At 61.0% G+C, this 15,937-nt stretch carries 15 protein-coding genes; 8 read left to right on the top strand and 7 right to left on the bottom strand.

The genetic code is table 11. The annotated features are described in order from the left end of the window. Window positions 1-99 precede the first annotated feature (99 nt). From AC4CWH_RS15605 to mepA, 6 genes are all read right to left on the bottom strand, one after another. Window positions 100-735 (bottom strand): 2,3-bisphosphoglycerate-dependent phosphoglycerate mutase, encoded by a 636-nt coding sequence (locus tag AC4CWH_RS15605; protein WP_491282959.1) that lies wholly within the window; start codon window positions 733-735, stop codon window positions 100-102. A 26-nt stretch (window positions 736-761) separates the two neighbouring features. After that, on the bottom strand, window positions 762-1,583 hold the full coding sequence (gene dapB / locus AC4CWH_RS15600) for a 4-hydroxy-tetrahydrodipicolinate reductase (protein WP_491319448.1): 822 nt from the start codon (window positions 1,581-1,583) through the stop codon (window positions 762-764). A gap of 36 nt (window positions 1,584-1,619) precedes the next feature. Further along, window positions 1,620-3,461 carry an ABC transporter ATP-binding protein gene (locus tag AC4CWH_RS15595; RefSeq protein ID WP_491319447.1) on the bottom strand — a complete coding sequence of 614 codons (1,842 nt, stop codon included), beginning with the start codon at window positions 3,459-3,461 and terminating at the stop codon, window positions 1,620-1,622. A 93-nt stretch (window positions 3,462-3,554) separates the two neighbouring features. Next, entirely contained in the window at window positions 3,555-4,577 is a 1,023-nt protein-coding gene (locus tag AC4CWH_RS15590; RefSeq protein WP_491319446.1) for a glucokinase, read from the bottom strand. 31 nt (window positions 4,578-4,608) lie between these two features. Then, window positions 4,609-4,983 (bottom strand): methylglyoxal synthase, encoded by a 375-nt coding sequence (locus AC4CWH_RS15585; RefSeq protein ID WP_491319445.1) that lies wholly within the window; start codon window positions 4,981-4,983, stop codon window positions 4,609-4,611. A gap of 112 nt (window positions 4,984-5,095) precedes the next feature. Further along, the gene (gene mepA, locus AC4CWH_RS15580; protein ID WP_491319444.1) at window positions 5,096-6,139 is read right to left on the bottom strand and encodes a penicillin-insensitive murein endopeptidase; all 1,044 of its coding nucleotides are present in this window, start codon (window positions 6,137-6,139) and stop codon (window positions 5,096-5,098) included. A 195-nt stretch (window positions 6,140-6,334) separates the two neighbouring features. Between mepA and AC4CWH_RS15575 the strand changes: the two genes are divergently transcribed. From AC4CWH_RS15575 to pncB, 8 genes are all read left to right on the top strand, one after another. Further along, on the top strand, window positions 6,335-8,167 hold the full coding sequence (locus AC4CWH_RS15575) for an extracellular solute-binding protein (RefSeq protein WP_491319443.1): 1,833 nt from the start codon (window positions 6,335-6,337) through the stop codon (window positions 8,165-8,167). A 141-nt stretch (window positions 8,168-8,308) separates the two neighbouring features. Next, entirely contained in the window at window positions 8,309-9,388 is a 1,080-nt protein-coding gene (locus tag AC4CWH_RS15570; RefSeq protein WP_491319442.1) for a microcin C ABC transporter permease YejB, read from the top strand. Then, window positions 9,388-10,542 (top strand): ABC transporter permease, encoded by a 1,155-nt coding sequence (locus AC4CWH_RS15565; RefSeq protein WP_491319441.1) that lies wholly within the window; start codon window positions 9,388-9,390, stop codon window positions 10,540-10,542. The genes AC4CWH_RS15570 and AC4CWH_RS15565 overlap by 1 nt, the downstream gene beginning before the upstream one ends. 64 nt (window positions 10,543-10,606) lie before the next feature. Further along, window positions 10,607-10,918, top strand: coding sequence for a hypothetical protein (locus AC4CWH_RS15560; protein ID WP_491319440.1), 312 nt, complete (start codon window positions 10,607-10,609; stop codon window positions 10,916-10,918). Continuing rightward, window positions 10,915-11,415 carry a type II toxin-antitoxin system VapC family toxin gene (locus AC4CWH_RS15555; protein WP_491319439.1) on the top strand — a complete coding sequence of 167 codons (501 nt, stop codon included), beginning with the start codon at window positions 10,915-10,917 and terminating at the stop codon, window positions 11,413-11,415. The genes AC4CWH_RS15560 and AC4CWH_RS15555 overlap by 4 nt, the downstream gene beginning before the upstream one ends. Further along, window positions 11,412-13,040: an ABC transporter ATP-binding protein gene (locus AC4CWH_RS15550; RefSeq protein WP_491319438.1), complete on the top strand. Its 1,629-nt coding sequence runs from the start codon at window positions 11,412-11,414 to the stop codon at window positions 13,038-13,040. The genes AC4CWH_RS15555 and AC4CWH_RS15550 overlap by 4 nt, the downstream gene beginning before the upstream one ends. Window positions 13,041-13,157: 117 nt before the next feature. Continuing rightward, window positions 13,158-13,496, top strand: coding sequence for a hypothetical protein (locus AC4CWH_RS15545; protein WP_491282948.1), 339 nt, complete (start codon window positions 13,158-13,160; stop codon window positions 13,494-13,496). Window positions 13,497-13,748: 252 nt separating this feature from the next. Further along, complete coding sequence (gene pncB / locus AC4CWH_RS15540) at window positions 13,749-15,056, top strand: nicotinate phosphoribosyltransferase (RefSeq protein WP_491319437.1); 1,308 nt, start codon at window positions 13,749-13,751, stop codon at window positions 15,054-15,056. A 276-nt stretch (window positions 15,057-15,332) separates the two neighbouring features. Here the strand turns inward: pncB and AC4CWH_RS15535 are convergent, their stop codons facing one another. Next, window positions 15,333-15,728 (bottom strand): DUF1236 domain-containing protein, encoded by a 396-nt coding sequence (locus AC4CWH_RS15535; RefSeq protein WP_491319436.1) that lies wholly within the window; start codon window positions 15,726-15,728, stop codon window positions 15,333-15,335. Window positions 15,729-15,937 lie beyond the last annotated feature (209 nt).

Below are 15,937 nucleotides of genomic sequence, written 5' to 3'. Positions count from 1 at the left end.
GCCTACTGGTACAGCCGTTAAGAACGCACGCATCATTCGAAAAAAAAAGCGCCACCGGATGCCGGCAGCGCTTCGATCAGCCTCAAAGAATTCGGGCGCTTAGTGGGCGCCGGACATATCACCCAGCACCACCTTGGATGCGACGGTTGAATCCGCGTTCAGCTTGTAGACCATGGGCACGCCGGTCGCGAGGTTGAGCTTCAGGATCTCCTCCTTGGAAAGGCGATCGAGAACCATCACCAGCGAGCGCAGCGAATTGCCGTGGGCTGCCACGAGGACAGTCTCTCCCCGGAGAACGCGAGGCAGGATTTCGGTCAGATAATAAGGCCAGACGCGGGCCCCAGTATCGCGCAGGCTTTCGCCGCCCGGAGGCGGGATATCGTAGGAACGGCGCCAGATATGCACCTGTTCCTCACCCCATTTGGCGCGGGCATCATCCTTGTTGAGACCGGAGAGGTCACCGTAATCGCGCTCGTTCAGCGCCTGGTCGCGAATGGTTTCGAGATCCGGCTGGCCGACCTTGTCGAGAACGATGCGGCAGGTTTCCTGCGCACGCTTCAGAACCGAGGTGAAGGCGATGTCGAACTTGATGCCGGTGTCGGCCAGTGCCTTGCCACCGGTCGTGGCTTCTTCCACGCCAAGCTCGGTCAGTTCAGGGTCTTTCCAGCCGGTGAACAGGTTCTTGAGGTTCCAGTCGCTCTGACCGTGGCGAACAAGGACGAGAGTTCCGCTCATGTATTCCTCCGAAAACGGGTAAGAGATCAGTGTGAGAGCCCGAGCACGTCGAGCATGGAATAGAAACCGGGCTTTTCAGTCCGCGCCCAGATCGCTGCAGCCACGGCGCCGCGGGCAAAGATGGAACGGTCGAGCGCCGAATGGGAGAGTGTTACCAGCTCACCTTCGCCGGCAAGAATGACCGAATGTTCGCCGATCACCGAACCGCCGCGCAGCGTCGCAAAACCGATCGTGCCAGCTTCGCGTGCGCCGGTATGGCCATCACGAACCCGGACCGACTGTGTCTTCAGATCGATATCGCGCCCCTTGGCCGCCGCTTGCCCGAGAAGAAGAGCTGTGCCGGAGGGCGCATCCACCTTATGCTTGTGGTGCATTTCAAGCACTTCGATATCCCAGCCGGCGGCCGGCAGGGCCTTTGCCGCCTGTTCGACCAGAACCCCCAGCAGATTGACGCCAAGGCTCATATTGCCGGATTTGACGACACGGGCATGACGGGCGGCGGCTGCAAACTTTTCCTCGTCGGCTTCGGTGCAGCCAGTCGTGCCGATGACGTGGACGATGCGGGCCTGCGCCGCAAGGCCTGCCAGTTCAACGCTTAAGGTCGGCGTCGTGAAATCGATGACGCCTTCGGCATGAAGCAGCGCTTCCAGCGGATCAGACGTTACGGGAACGCCGAGATATCCGGTGCCGGCAATCTCCCCCGCATCCTTGCCGATAAAAGGCGAGCCTTCGCGTCCAATGGCGGCATGCAGTTTCACGCCCGGCGTTTCCTGGATGACGCGGATGATGGTCTGGCCCATACGTCCGGCAGCGCCCACGACCACCAGTTTCATGTCATGCTCGCTCATGCGGAAATTCGGCTCCGTTTCAGAAGGGGGACGCCGTCAGATGGGCGTATGGAGATTGTTGAGGCGAGCGTAAAGCCCGTCCGGACGTCGCGCAAGGCTTTCGTGATCGCCCTCTTCGACCACCCGTCCCTCCGCCATCACGACGATCTTGTCGGCCTTGACGACGGTGGAGAGGCGGTGGGCGACGACGACGACGGTGCGGCCGTTCATGGCAGTATCGAGCGCCCTCTGGACGGCGGCTTCCGATTCGTTGTCGAGCGCAGACGTTGCCTCATCGAGCAACAGGATCGGCGCATTGCGCACCAGCGCGCGGGCAATGGACAGCCGCTGGCGCTGGCCGCCGGACAGCGTCACGCCGTTTTCGCCAACCGGCGTATCATAACCTTCCGGCTGGGCCATGATGAAGTCATGCGCGTAAGCGAGCCGGGCGGCCTGTTCCACATCGGCGTCCGTCGCTTCCGGGCGGCCATAGCGGATGTTGTCGCGGATGGTGCCCTCAAAGAGATAAGGCTGCTGCGAGACATAGGCGAGGTGATGGCGCAGCGACGACTTCGTCACGTGCGAAATGTCCTGTCCGTCGATGAGGATGGCGCCTTCGGCCGGATCGTAGAAACGCGGGATAAGCGAAATGATCGTCGATTTGCCGGCGCCCGATGGGCCGACAAGTGCCGTGGTCTTGCCGCCTTCGGCGACGATATCGACGTTCTTCAGGATCTTTTCGCCATTGCCATAACGGAAGCTGACGCCCCGCAGCTCGATCTTTGCCTCGGTGACGACGAGATCCTTGGCGTCCGGCCGCTCGCGCTGCTGCGGCTGCAGGTCGAGAATGTCGTAGATCATCCGGGCATTGACGACGGCACGTTCCATCTGCACCTGCAGCTTGGCAAGGCGCCGGGCCGGATCATAGGCCATCAGCAGGGCAGCCACGAAGGCGAAGAAGGCGCCCGGCGGCACGCCGTCATAGATCGAACGGAAGGCCGCATAGGCCAGAACGCTGGAAATGGAGAGGCCGGCAAAGGTTTCGGTGAGCGGCGACGTCCGCTCGGAAAGCCTTGCGATGCGGTTTGCCCGGTTTTCGGCAGAACCGATGATGCCGTTGACCTTGGTGCTCAGCTGTTCTTCCATCGTAAACGCCTTGACGATGGAAATACCCTGGATGGTTTCCTGCATGGCGCCGACCACATGGCTGTTCAGTTCCACCGATTCGCGGGTGGCGCTGCGCAGGCGCTTCGACACATAACGCAAAGCATAGAGCAGCGGCGGTGCAACGCCGAACACGATCAGCGACAGAAGCGGATCCTTGCTGACCATGACGCCGATCAACGCCACCAGCGTCAGCAGGTCGCGGGCGGTCGAGGTGACCGTCAGGTTCAGGACGTCGCGGATGCCGTTGACGTTCTGGCTGATCTGGGCGGCCAGATGTGCCGAGCGTGATTCGCTGTAGAAGCCCACAGACAGTTTCATCAGATGCGTGAAGAGGCGCTTCTGGTATTCGGCGACGATGTTGTTGCCGATCTTCGAGAGCGTGACCGCCTGCCCGTAGGTCGCAAGGCCGCGCAGCACGAAGGCAAGGAAAATGGCGCCACAGATGAGCCAGACGAGATCGGCGCGTTTGTTGGCAAAAGCCTCGTTGACCACGGATTCCATGATCCAGGCGGTAAAAGCCGTGGAAAGCGCAACGACGACGAGGCACAAGATCGCAAACACATAACCGCGCACATGTTCACGACCATTTTCCGAGATGATGCGCTTCAGCACGCTCGTCACGGTGCCGGAATCGACGTGGGGCTTGCGTTCCGTGGCTGTATCAACTGCTTCCAACAAGACGTTCCCATTTAGAGAGACGCGGCCTTCATGCCCCGTCGCGGTCAAAACCATTCGCGGTCTTAACCACTCGGCGCATGGTTGGCTAGCGGCTGGGCAAGATTCCCGCCGTCTGTTGCATTCCAGCCTTGGGGCGACGCTGGCGTGTCAGCGCCGCCAGCGGCGCCCATCAGTGGCAATACCGAAATGCTGGGGCGTGCGGGCAAACGAGGCAAGGCCGGCAAGGGCTGCCTGCGGGTGAGTGACGACGAAGGTCGGGATATGTTTCATCATCGCCTTATGGGGCGCCTTGTCTTCAAAGGCGGCGCGAAATTCCGGTCGCTTCAGGGCCGGCAGGATCTTTTGGGAAATGCCACCGGCCAGATAAACGCCGCCCTTTGCCATCATCACCAGCGCCATGTCGCCAGCCAGTCGTCCGAGATAGGTCACGAACAGCACCAGCGTTTCGGCGGCCTGCACATTGCTGCCGGAAAGGCCATGCGCCGTCACATCGGCTGGAATGGACAATACGGGCTCGACGCCGTCGGCCACACATATAGCGCGGTAGAGATTGACGAGGCCGCGGCCGCACAGGATCTGCTCGCCCGCAACACGCCCCTCGATGCGCTCGATATGCGGAAAGACCTGGTAATCGCGGTCGCTGCGCGGGCCGATATCCACATGGCCACCTTCGCCGGGCACCGGAAACCAGGTTTCCTGCGCATGGATGAGGCCGGCAACGCCAAGCCCGGTGCCAGGGCCCAGCACCACACGCGAGGCAACCGGGGCCGAAGAAGCCGGACCAATCGGATCGCGGTATTCTTCCGAAAGCGACGCGACAGCCAGCGCCTGCGCCTCGAAATCGTTGATGACGAGCACATCGGAAAAGCCCAGCTCGTCGATCAACTGCTTCGGGCGCACCACCCAGTCGCAATTGGTCAGCGGAATTTCATCACCTTCGATGGGACCGGCGATGGCGAGGATGGCCGATTTCGGCTGCTGCGCCGTCTTGTCCAGCACTTCGGCCTGGATCGCCGCATCGATCGTTTCGTAATCGGCGGTATGGATATTGGGAAACTGCTGCGGTTCGGCAAATACATCCGTCAGGATCCAGAAGCGCGCATTGGTGCCGCCGATATCGCCGATCAGGATCGGGAAGGCGGGCTTGTCACTGTCCTGAGGTCTTGCCATCAAAGGGCTCCGTCATCCGGGTGGGCGGGTCTTACTGGAAATCGATCAGCTTTTCGGCGGTCGCCCGGTTGAGCGCCATCGGAATGTCATAGACCGTGGCAAGGCGTGTCAGCGCTTTTACGTCCACGTCATGCGGCAGCGGCGTCAGCGGGTCGGTGAAGAAGATCAGCATGGAAACCTCGCCGGTCGCAATCAGGGCTCCGATCTGCTGGTCGCCGCCGAGCGGACCGCTTTTCAGCCGCGTCACGTCAAGGCTGGGCGCCGCCTCCAGCACACGCCCACCGGTTGTGCCGGTGGCGACGATGCGAAAGTTCGACAGCGCCGCTTCATGGCGCTTGGCAAACTGCGCCATCTCATCCTTTTTCTGATCATGTGCGATCAGGGCAATACAGGGTTTGTCCGGCACGCACATGTTCCTCGGATTTGCTTAGCGGGCCGCGATTTCTATACCGAAGACGGGCCGGAAGGGAAGGGATTAAACCGTTTATATCGTTGCAAAGGCGCATCTCATCCCGCCGTCAGGGGCGGGGACGCGGCATCGGAACGGTCTGCATATCATCAGGCACCCCGTCCATCTCAGAGGGCTCGGCAGGCGCATCGAAGGGGATAGCGTCCGCCGGTGCGGCCCGGTAGGCGGCAGCAGCCGAAGACGCCGGTGCCCCCAGAAGTGCAGCACAGGCTCTTGGCAGGTCAGACACCATGACCGGCCGGGGAGGCGGTGGCGGCTTGCGGTTCGGGTCAGGCTTCGGTTTTGCCCAGGGTTCGGGCGTAAACCACCAGGCCAGCGACTTGTCGCAACCGTCGCCGTCGGCCACGGGCGCCTGCGGTTTGCAGCTGGCAATGCCCGGCGGGCAGGCAAGCCGGATGTGGAAATGTTCGTCATGGCCGTACATCGGGCGCACCTTGCCCAGCGCCGAGCGGTCGCCCGTCCAGGCTTCGCAGAGCTTCCTCTTGATGGCCGGATTGACGAAGATGCGTTCCACCTGCGGATAACTTGCCGCGATCATCACGAGGCGGGCCGCCGTTGGCGTGAAGCGGCGCTCGTTCACGGTGAGGAACCGGGTTTTGTCCAGCATGGAGGTGAAGGGAATGGTTTCGCGCTGTTGCGGCGTCAGCCGTCTGGCCGGCATGGGCGTGAACCAGACATCGACATCAAGCCCGACCTGATGGGAGGCATGGCCTGATGCCATCGGCCCGCCGCGTGGCTGCGACATGTCGCCGACGAGGATGCCGTTGCCCCAGCCGATACGGGCGGCATCGTTCGACAGGCGCTCCAGCATCGAGATCGTCTGGGGCATACCCCAGTGGCGGTTGCGCGATAGGCGCATTGCCTGCCAGTGCGGCCCGTCATCGGCAAGCGGAATGGCGCCGGAAATACAGCCCTTGGCATAGGAGCCGATCGGATAAGGAGGGCCAGCACTTGGCAACGTCACACCACCAAAGGCCTGTTTTGCCGGCTGATCGGCCAGCGCGGCGGCATCGATCCCGGAGGTGATGAGGCCAAGCGTTGCAAGGCCTGTCATGAGAGCGGCCCGCCAGCGGGCAAAATCGGCAGTCAGCATCAATGTTCAAACACCTGGGAGATGGGGGCTTTGGCGTAAGTCTAGACTGATTTGCGCCAGCCGTTAATCCGTCGCATCACGATGAGGGCGCAAGCATGGCGCCACGATAAAAAGCTTGTGAGCAGGGCAGGCTGTATTTTGGCCGGGTTTTGCCTATCATTGCCAAACAAGAACAAGCGACAAAGGGATCACCGCATGACGTTGGCACGCCTGAAAGCCGGCATTTTCATCCTTGCCTCAACGGTCCTGGCCGGCCAGCCGGGGCTGGCGCAGGAACCGGTCTGGCGCCATGCCGTCTCCGTTCTGGAGGCACCAAAACTTGCCCCGGATTTCAAGCAGCTGCCTTATGTCAATGCGGATGCGCCCAAAACCGGCGAACTGCGTCTTTCCGAAGAAGGCACGTTCGACAGTCTCAACCCGCTGGTCGACCGGGGCAATCCGGCTGTCGGCGTCGGCATCGTCTTCGATACACTGATGAAGCAGTCGGAAGACGAGGTATCGGTGAGCTACGGCCTGCTTGCCGAAGCGCTGTCCTATCCCGACGACATGTCCTCCGTCACCTTCCGGCTGCGGCCTCAAGCGAAATGGGCGGATGGCGAGCCGGTGACGCCTGACGACGTGATCTTCAGCTTCAATTCTGCCAAGGAAAACAGCACGCTGTTCGGCAGTTACTACCGGCATGTGGTGGCCGCCGAAAAGACCGGCGAGCGCGAGGTGACCTTCCGCTTCGACGAGAAGAACAACAAGGAATTGCCCTCCATCGTCGGCGATTTCCCGGTGCTGCCAAAACACTGGTGGGAGGGCAAGGATGGCGCCGGCAAGCCGCGCGACATTTCCCGCACCACGCTCGAACCGCTGATGGGGTCTGGCCCTTACAAGATCGCCGCCGTGCAGCCGGGCTCGACCATTCGCTACGAACGGCGCGATGATTATTGGGCCAAGGACCTGCCGATCAATGTCGGCCAGAACAATTTCAAGGCGATCAGTTATACCTATTTTGCCGACCGCGACGTGGAGTTCGAAGCCTTTCGCGCCGGCACCATCGATTACCAGCAGGAAAACAGCTCCAGCCGTTGGGCAACCCGTTATGATTTTGCCGCCGTCAAGGATGGCCGGGTGATCCGCGAGGCACTGAGCAACCCCTTCCGCGCCACCGGCATCATGCAGGCCATGGTGCCCAATATGCGCCGCGACCAGTTCAAGGATGCGCGGGTGCGCGAGGCGCTGAACTATGCGTTTGATTTCGAGGACCTGAACAAGAACCTCGCCTATGGCGGGCTGAAGCGCGTCGACAGCTATTTCTGGGGCACCGAGCTTGCCTCTTCCGGCCTGCCCGAGGGGCGTGAGTTGGAAATCCTGAATGGATTGAAGGACAAGGTGCCGGCTTCCGTCTTCACCACGCCCTTCACCAACCCTGTCGGCGGCGATCCGCAGAAGGTGCGCGACAATTTCCGCAAGGCGATCAGCCTCTTCAAAGACGCCGGCTGGGAGCTGAAGGGCAACCGGATGGTGAACGCGAAGACCGGCCAGCCGATGGCCTTCGAGATCCTGCTCAGCAGCGCCTCGCAGGAGCGCTCGGTGCTGCCTTATGTGGCGAGCCTCAAAAAGATCGGCGTGGAAGCGAGCATCCGCACGGTCGATTCCTCGCAATATGTCAATCGCATCAGAAGCTTCGATTACGACGTGATCTGGGCGGTCTGGGCGCAGACGATGAACCCCGGCAACGAACAGGCCAATTATTGGGGCTCCACCTCCGCCAACCAGCCGGGCTCGCGCAATTATGCCGGCATCGCCGATCCCGCCATCGACCAGCTGATCCGCATGATCAATACCGCGCCCAATCGCGCCGAACAGGTGGCGGCGGTTCATGCACTCGACCGGGTGCTGCTCGCCAATCATTTCGTCATGCCGCTGTTTTATTCGGGCGAGGCGAAGATCGCCTACTGGAACCGGATCACGCATCCGGACAAGCTGCCGGAATATGGCATCGGCTTCCCGACGATCTGGTGGTCCAAGGCTTCCCCGTAAAAACCTTGCGCCGGGGCATGCACCGGGTCCAAATGCGCTTTTATGCAGTGATTCTCATGATCTCGAAGATGCAAAGGATGCAAACGCCTTGATGCTGATCGACACCAGAGGCCGCCTTGCCGGCCGAAGCGGAAACGCCTGATGGGCGCCTATATCCTACGCCGTCTTCTCCTGATGATCCCGACCATTGTCGGGATCATGGGCATTTCCTTTCTGGTCGTGCAATTTGCGCCCGGCGGCCCCGTGGAACAGGTGATTGCCCAGATCCAGGGCACCGATTCCGGCGACCGGCTGTCTGGCGGTGGCGATTTCACCCAAAGCGGCGGCGGTGAGGAATCGCGTTATCGCGGGGCCCAGGGGCTCGATCCGGATCTGATTGCAAAGCTCGAAAAGCAGTTCGGCTTTGACAAGCCGCCGCTCACACGTTTCCTCGAGATGATGTGGAATTACATCCGCTTCGATTTCGGCGAGAGCTTCTTTCGCAACACGCCTGTCATCGATCTCATCATCGACAAGCTGCCGGTGTCGATCTCGCTTGGCGTCTGGATCCTGCTGGCCTCCTATGTAGTGTCGATCCCGCTTGGCATCCGCAAGGCGGTGAAGGACGGGTCCGCCTTCGACGTCTGGACCTCCGGCATCATCATCGTCGGTTATGCGGTGCCGAGCTTTCTCTTCGGCATCCTGCTGATCGTGGTGTTTGCCGGCGGTTCCTTCTTCGACTGGTTTCCGCTGCGCGGCCTCGTGTCGGATAATTTTGCCGACCTGTCCTGGTGGCAGAAGATCATCGACTATTTCTGGCACCTGACGCTGCCGCTCATCGCGCTGTCGCTTTCGGCCTTTGCCACAACGACGTTGCTGACGAAGAATTCGTTCATCGACGAGATCAAGAAGCAGTATGTGGTGACGGCCCGTGCGAAAGGCCTGCCGGAGCGGCGGGTGCTTTACGGCCATGTGTTCCGCAATGCCATGCTGATCGTGATTGCCGGTTTTCCCGCCTCGTTCATTTCGGCCTTCTTCACCGGTTCGCTTCTGATCGAGAACATTTTTTCGCTCGATGGCCTCGGTCGTCTCGGTTATCTCGCCATCGTCAACCGCGATTATCCAATCGTCTTCGGCACGCTCTACATCTTCTCGCTGCTCGGCCTTGTCGTCGGGCTGGTGTCCGATCTCATCTACACCTGGATCGATCCGCGCATCGACTTTGAAAAGAGGGAAGTGTGATGAACGCTCCCGCCACCACATCATCGCTGGCGCCTGCCACGGACAAGCCGCCGCGCAAGGCATTTTTGACGCCCACCAACCGGCGGCGCCTGCAGAATTTTCGTGCCAATCGCCGCGGTTACTGGTCGTTCTGGATCTTCATGGTGCTGTTCGGCCTGTCGCTTGCAGCCGAATTTGTCGCCAATGACCGGCCGATCCTCGTTTCCTACAAGGGCGAGATGCTGTTTCCGGTGGTCGTCAATTATCCGGAAGAAAAGTTCGGCGGGTTTCTGGCCACCACCGATTACCGCTCCGCCTATATCCAGGACGAGATCAACGCCAATGGCTGGATGATCTGGCCACCGATCCGCTATTCCTACCAGACGGTGAATTCCGAAATTCCCCATTCGGCGCCCACCGCACCTTTCTGGCTGATGAGTGCCGAAGAACGCTGCAGCGCCTATCCGCAAGGGTCAGCCGATCCCAATTGCACGCTCGGCAATCTCAACTGGCTCGGCACCGATGACCAGGCGCGTGATGTGACCGCGCGGCTGATCTACGGTTTCCGCATCTCCGTGCTGTTTGGCCTGGCGCTCACGTTGCTCTCGGCCCTCATCGGCGTGACGGCCGGCGCCATCCAGGGCTTTTTCGGCGGCTGGACAGATCTTCTGCTGCAGCGCTTCATCGAGATCTGGTCCTCGATGCCGGTGCTCTACATCCTGCTGATCATCGCCGCCATCCTGCCGCCCGGCTTCTTCGTGCTGCTTGGCATCATGCTGCTGTTCCAGTGGGTGGGTTTTGTCGGCGTGGTGCGCGCTGAATTTTTAAGAGCCCGCAATTTCGAATATGTGCGCGCCGCCCGGGCGCTTGGCGTCGGCGACTGGACAATCATGTTCCGCCACCTCTTGCCCAACGCGATGGTGGCAACGCTCACCTTCATGCCCTTCATCCTGTCGGGCTCGATTGCAACGCTGACCTCGCTCGATTTCTTAGGGTTTGGCATGCCGCCCGGCTCGCCCTCACTTGGGGAAATGATCGCGCAGGGCAAGAACAACCTGCAGGCACCCTGGCTCGGGCTCACCGCCTTCTTCACCATGTCGATCATGCTGTCGCTGCTGATCTTCATCGGCGAGGCCGTGCGCGATGCGTTCGATCCGCGAAAGACCTTCCGGTGAGGCGCATCGTCTTTGCCGGTCCTTTATGGCATGATCGCTGGACAAGCCTTGGAAGAGGGACGCCATGAACAAGATCGTGCGTGAGCATTACCCCGTGGAGAACCTGCCGGAAGACCTGCGCGAGGGGCTTCAGGCGGGGGCTACCGTGCGCGTGGTGCTGGAGGTGGAGGAAGAGAGTGCGGCTTCCGCCAGAACAAAGCTTGAGGCATGGTCTGGAGACTTCTGGGCGCAGAAGCCCGAGGAGCGCGTGCCGGTCTCTCCCGATGGCCTGCTGGAACAGCTTCGGCTCTTGAGAACCGCCGGTTATCCGCCGGTCTCGCAGGAAGAGGCAGTCGCCCGTATCCGGGAACTTCGTGACGAATGGACGGATGAATGAGGAGCACCGCTCCCATCTACCTCGACACCAATGTGCTGATCAGTCTCGGGGATGCGGGCAGCGCGGTCGGGCGTCTCCTGCCCCGCATCATTGCTCTGCAGAATGGTGCGCAGGCGCCGCTGTTTCTGACCAGCCGGCTGACATTTGCTGAACTGATGGTGAAGCCGCTACGCGACAAGGACCGCATGATGGCGTCCATCTATGCATCCTGGGCCATGTCCAGTGCATGGCTTTCGGTTTGCGAGGTCGATGGGCCGGTTCTTGAACTGGCGCCGCTGCTCAGGGCGCAAAGACCGCGCCTCAAATTGCCGGATGCCATTCATCTCGCATCGGCCCTTGTCTGCCGCTGCGAACGGTTGCTGACGGCGGATCTGGCACTGCTGGATATCCCATCGCTCGAACACCCGTTTCTCGGGCCTGTCGACATGGAACCGCTCACCATCCTGCGCCCCGACGAATCCTCTCTATCCGTCCTTCTTGAAAGCATATCCGCATGACAAAGCCGCTTCTTTCCGTGCGTGACCTCTCGGTCGCCTTCCATCAGGGCGGCGCGCAGTCGCTGGCCGTCGATCGCGTCTCGTTCGATATCGCGCCGGGCGAGGTGATGGCGCTGGTGGGTGAATCCGGGTCCGGCAAATCGGTCACGGCAAGCTCGGTGCTGAAGCTTCTGCCTTATCCGTCGGCCAGCCATCCGTCCGGCGAAATCTTCTTTGAGGGGCGCGATCTCCTGAAGGCGTCCGAACAGCAATTGCGGGCGGTGCGCGGCAACGATATCACCATGATCTTCCAGGAGCCGATGACCTCGCTCAACCCGCTGCACACGATCGAAAAGCAGGTATCGGAAATCCTTGAGCTGCACCAGGCGCTGACGGGGGCGGCGGCGCGGACGCGTGTGCTGGAGCTGTTGAACCAGGTGGGCATCCGCGAGCCGGAAAAACGGCTGAAAGCCTATCCGCACGAACTCTCCGGTGGCCAGCGCCAGCGCGTGATGATTGCCATGGCGCTTGCCAACCGTCCCAAACTGCTGATCGCTGACGAGCCGACGACCGCGCTCGATGTGACGGTGCAGGCGCAGATTCTGGAGCTTCTGAAGCGGCTGCAGGTGGAATATGGCATGTCCATCCTGTTCATCACCCATGATCTCGGCATCGTCCGGCGCTTTGCAGATCGGGTCTGCGTGATGACGAAGGGCGAAATCGTTGAGCGCGGCACGGTGGAAGAGGTGTTCGAGCGCCCGCAGCATGCCTATACGCGCCATCTTCTGGCCTCCGAGCCGCGCGGCGAACCGCCGCTTGCCGATCCCACCCGCCCCGTCGTGATGGAAGGGCGAGATGTAAAGGTGTGGTTTCCCATCAAGGCGGGTTTCCTGCGCCGCGTGGTGGATCATGTGAAGGCCGTCGATGGCATCGATGTGACGCTGCGGGCCGGCGAAACCGTCGGCATTGTCGGCGAATCCGGCTCCGGCAAGACGACACTCGGGCTGGCGCTTGCCCGCCTCATCTCGTCCAGCGGCAAGATCAGCTTCGTCGGCAGCGATATCGGCGCCTATTCCTTCCGTGAAATGCGCCCCCTGCGCGACAAGCTGCAGGTGGTGTTTCAGGATCCCTACGGGTCACTGTCGCCGCGGATGTCGGTGGGCGATATCATCGCCGAGGGGCTGACGGTTCACCAGCCGAAAATGACGGCGGATGAGCGGGACCGGCAGGTGGCCTGGTCGCTGGAAGAGGTGGGGCTCGATCCGGCCACGCGCTGGCGTTACCCGCATGAATTTTCCGGTGGCCAGCGGCAGCGCATCGCCATCGCTCGCGCCATGGTGCTGAAGCCGCGCTTCGTGATGCTGGACGAGCCGACGTCTGCGCTCGACATGACCGTGCAGGCGCAGGTGGTGGATCTGTTGCGCGATCTGCAGAAGAAACACGATCTCGCCTATCTCTTCATCAGTCACGACCTGAAGGTGGTAAAGGCGCTTGCCAACCACGTCATCGTCATGCGCGCCGGCAAGGTGATGGAGGAGGGGCCGTCGCGGCAGATTTTCGAGGCACCTCGCAACGATTATACCCGGGCACTTCTGGCGGCGGCCTTCAATCTGAAGGCGGTGGAAGCAGCACACCTCCAGCAATAACGCCGGGTTCTCAGGCGTTACAGCCAGAGCTTGGAACAAAGCTGCCGACGACTCGTTGCCTTTTCACAACAACCACCGGGTGCCTTCACCCTGCGGAACCTGAAAAGGACCACGCGCATGAACAACCGCATCGATCCCAACGATACTCGCTCCGATCCGCTGACCGACGCTCCGCCGGCGCATCTGCAGGACCCGAATTTTACTCGAAGTGCAACGCGCCCGGTGGAGCAGTCCCCCGTTGAACAACCGATGAGCCCGACAGAGGCGCGCCAGGGAAGCACCGGTCGCCCGGTTCTGATGGTTCTGATCGCGGGCCTCGTGCTGGCCATGCTCGCCTGGGGCGGATCGGAATGGTGGGGCCAATCGACCGAACCGCCGGCCGAGCAGACGGCAACGCCGCCGGCTGGGGATACGACGCCGGCCAATCCCGCAACGCAGCCTCCTTCCACGCCGTAAGGCTTCAGCCGGGTGCCGCGGTGAAAGCTGCGGCACCGATGCCTCTTGCCTCTGGCCCCGATGCGCAAGCTCTGGAAGCTTGCATTGCCCTGTCTGCCTTTTCTCCGTCCCTGCGGCGGCGTTTGCGCATTAGGCAGTGGACTTTGCCTTGCGTTTTTTCGATAACGTCGCCGGAGGTTTTCAACGGATGCCTTCACCCTTCGACGCAATGCAGGGCCCGCTCCCCGGGAGGAGCGCTGGGCAGAGGCAGCCATGACAACGAAGACCGATATCGCCAAGCGTGTCTATAACCACACGTGGAAGCTCGACCCGATCATCCGCAGCCTCATCGATACGGATTTTTACAAGCTGTTGATGTTGCAGATGATCTGGAAACTCTATCCGACCACGGATGTGACCTTTTCCGTCATCAATCGCACCAAACGGGTGCGTCTTGCCGATGAAATCGATGAGATGGAACTGCGCGAGCAGCTGGATCATGCCCGTGAAGTTAAGCTTTCCAAGAAGGAAATGATCTGGCTTGCCGGCAATAGCTTTTACGGCAAGGCGCAGATCTTCGAGCCGGAATTTTTGGCCTGGCTCGCCAATTACCGGCTGCCGGAATACGAGCTTTCCAAGCGCGACGGCCAGTATGAGCTGACCTTTCACGGTCGCTGGATGGATACGACGCTCTGGGAAATTCCAGCCCTTGCCATCATCAACGAGCTTCGTTCGCGCGCTGCCATGCGCTCGCTTGGGCCCTTCACGCTCGATGTGCTTTATGCCCGCGCCAAGGCCAAGATGTGGGAAAAGGTGGAGCGCCTGCAGACGCTGCCGGGTCTTCGCATCTCCGATTTCGGCACCCGCCGTCGCCACAGCTTTTTGTGGCAGCGCTGGTGCGTGGAGGCGTTGAAGGAAGGCGTTGGCTCCGGTTTTACCGGAACCAGCAATGTGCTTCTGGCCATGGATTCCGATCTGGAAGCCGTCGGCACCAATGCCCATGAACTGCCGATGGTTCTGGCAGCGCTTGCCAATACCGACGCGGAACTGCGTGCCGCTCCCTATCAGGTGCTTAAAGACTGGAACCGGCTTTACGGCGGCAACCTTTTGATCGTGCTGCCCGATGCCTTCGGAACTGCATCCTTCCTGCGCGATGCGCCGGAATGGGTGGCAGACTGGACCGGTTTTCGCCCAGACAGTGCGCCGCCCATCGAAGGTGGCGAAAAGATCATTGCCTGGTGGGAGAAAATGGGGCGCGATCCCAAGCAGAAACTGCTGATCTTTTCCGATGGCCTCGATGTCGATGCCATCATTGACACCCATCGGCATTTCGAAGGCCGCGTGCGCATGAGCTTCGGTTGGGGAACTAACCTCACCAATGATTTCGCCGGCTGCGCGCCAAGCGAAATCGACGGGTTGAAGCCGATTTCCGTGGTGTGCAAGGTGAGTGAAGCCAATGGCCGCCCGGCGGTCAAGCTCTCTGACAATCCGCAGAAGGCGACCGGCGAGCCGGATGAAGTGCAGCGTTACCTGCGCTTCTTCGGCCAGCAGGACCGCGTGGAACAGGCTGTCCTCGTCTGATCCGACGGGCTTCCGTTACCGGATATCCCTTCTCTTGCTCACCATAAAACAGGTCCGCCTTTCGGCGAGCGTGTCAGTTTGTTGACAAACCTGTCTCCCACCACGACGTCATCCTCGGCCTTGTGCCGAGGATCTACTAAGATCCAATAAAATCAAACGTTTGTAGATGCTCGGGACAGGCCCGAGCATGACGGAAAAAAGCTGAACGCCCTTTGTCAGCAGTCTGACAGGCCCGCCTTTCGGCGAGCCTGTATTGTTGTCTGGCTTTCGCCAAGGTCACTCGATGATCTGGACGACGGTGTGCGTCTTCGGATCAACGATAACGCGCTGCTCGTTGACGACAGCGTAGGAATACTGGCGATGCTCGGGAACCGGCGTCAGCACGACCGTTTCCGGAATGGGTTCCCCCACAACGATCTGGCGCTCGACCACAACAGGCGCCGGGGCCGGCTGCTGGCGCACATAAGTCACGACTTCGGCCGGCGGCGGATCGATGGCGGTGCCAAGGGCAGCGCCCGCAATACCACCCACGGCAGCGCCGATCGGGCCACCGACAATGGCGCCGGTAATGGCACCGCCGGCGGCACCCGTCGTCGTGCCGTCCTGGGCAGAAGCTGTGGTGGCAAGACCGACCGCCAGAAGCGTGGCGGAGGCGATAATGAACTTGCGCATAGTTGTTTCCTCTTCCTGTGATGTTGCTGGGGCGTCAATTCACGAGCCTTGAAAACGTTCCGCTTTTAGCGTTCACCCCCGGAAAAGGTTTGTCACATGCCGTGAGGTTTCATGGCGCTGGACCGCACCCAAGCCCTCCAAACCAAAACACCTGTTGACAGGGTAGTCAAATGTTTTAAATGAAGAGGAAAGCCAGCAGGGGAAAGCGA

The organism is Neorhizobium sp. PAMB6716, assembly GCF_058242805.1.
This window is presented reverse-complemented; position numbering and strand designations above follow the sequence as displayed.